Origin of the sequence: Paraburkholderia tropica (genome assembly GCF_914484835.1) — a bacterium.
Classification (GTDB): Bacteria; Pseudomonadota; Gammaproteobacteria; order Burkholderiales; family Burkholderiaceae; genus Paraburkholderia; species Paraburkholderia tropica_A.
Window position 1 is genome coordinate 1,542 of sequence record NZ_CAJZAR010000019.1, and the last position, 285, is coordinate 1,826.

Annotated in this window: 1 protein-coding gene; it reads left to right on the plus strand. The window is 66.3% G+C overall.

Annotated features, from left to right (window positions below; translation table 11 throughout):
• On the plus strand, nt 1-285 hold a 285-nt coding region (locus tag LDO54_RS39155), incomplete at both ends, for a NusA N-terminal domain-containing protein (protein ID WP_436975471.1).

Consider the following 285-nt stretch of genomic DNA (forward strand, 5'->3'; position numbering starts at 1 on the left):
CGAGCAGCCGGTTCCGTCGGTGGAATTCGGCCGTATCGGCGCGCAGGCCGCCAAGCAGGTCATCCTGCAGAAGGTGCGCGACGCCGAGCGTGAGCAGATCCTCAACGACTTCCTCGAGCGCGGCGAAAGCATCATGACCGGCACGGTCAAGCGCATGGACAAGGGCAATTTCATCGTCGAGTCGGGCCGTGTCGAAGCGCTGCTGCGCCGCGACCAGCTGATTCCGAAGGAAAACCTGCGCGTGGGCGACCGCGTGCGCGCCTGGATCGGCAAGGGCGACCGCAC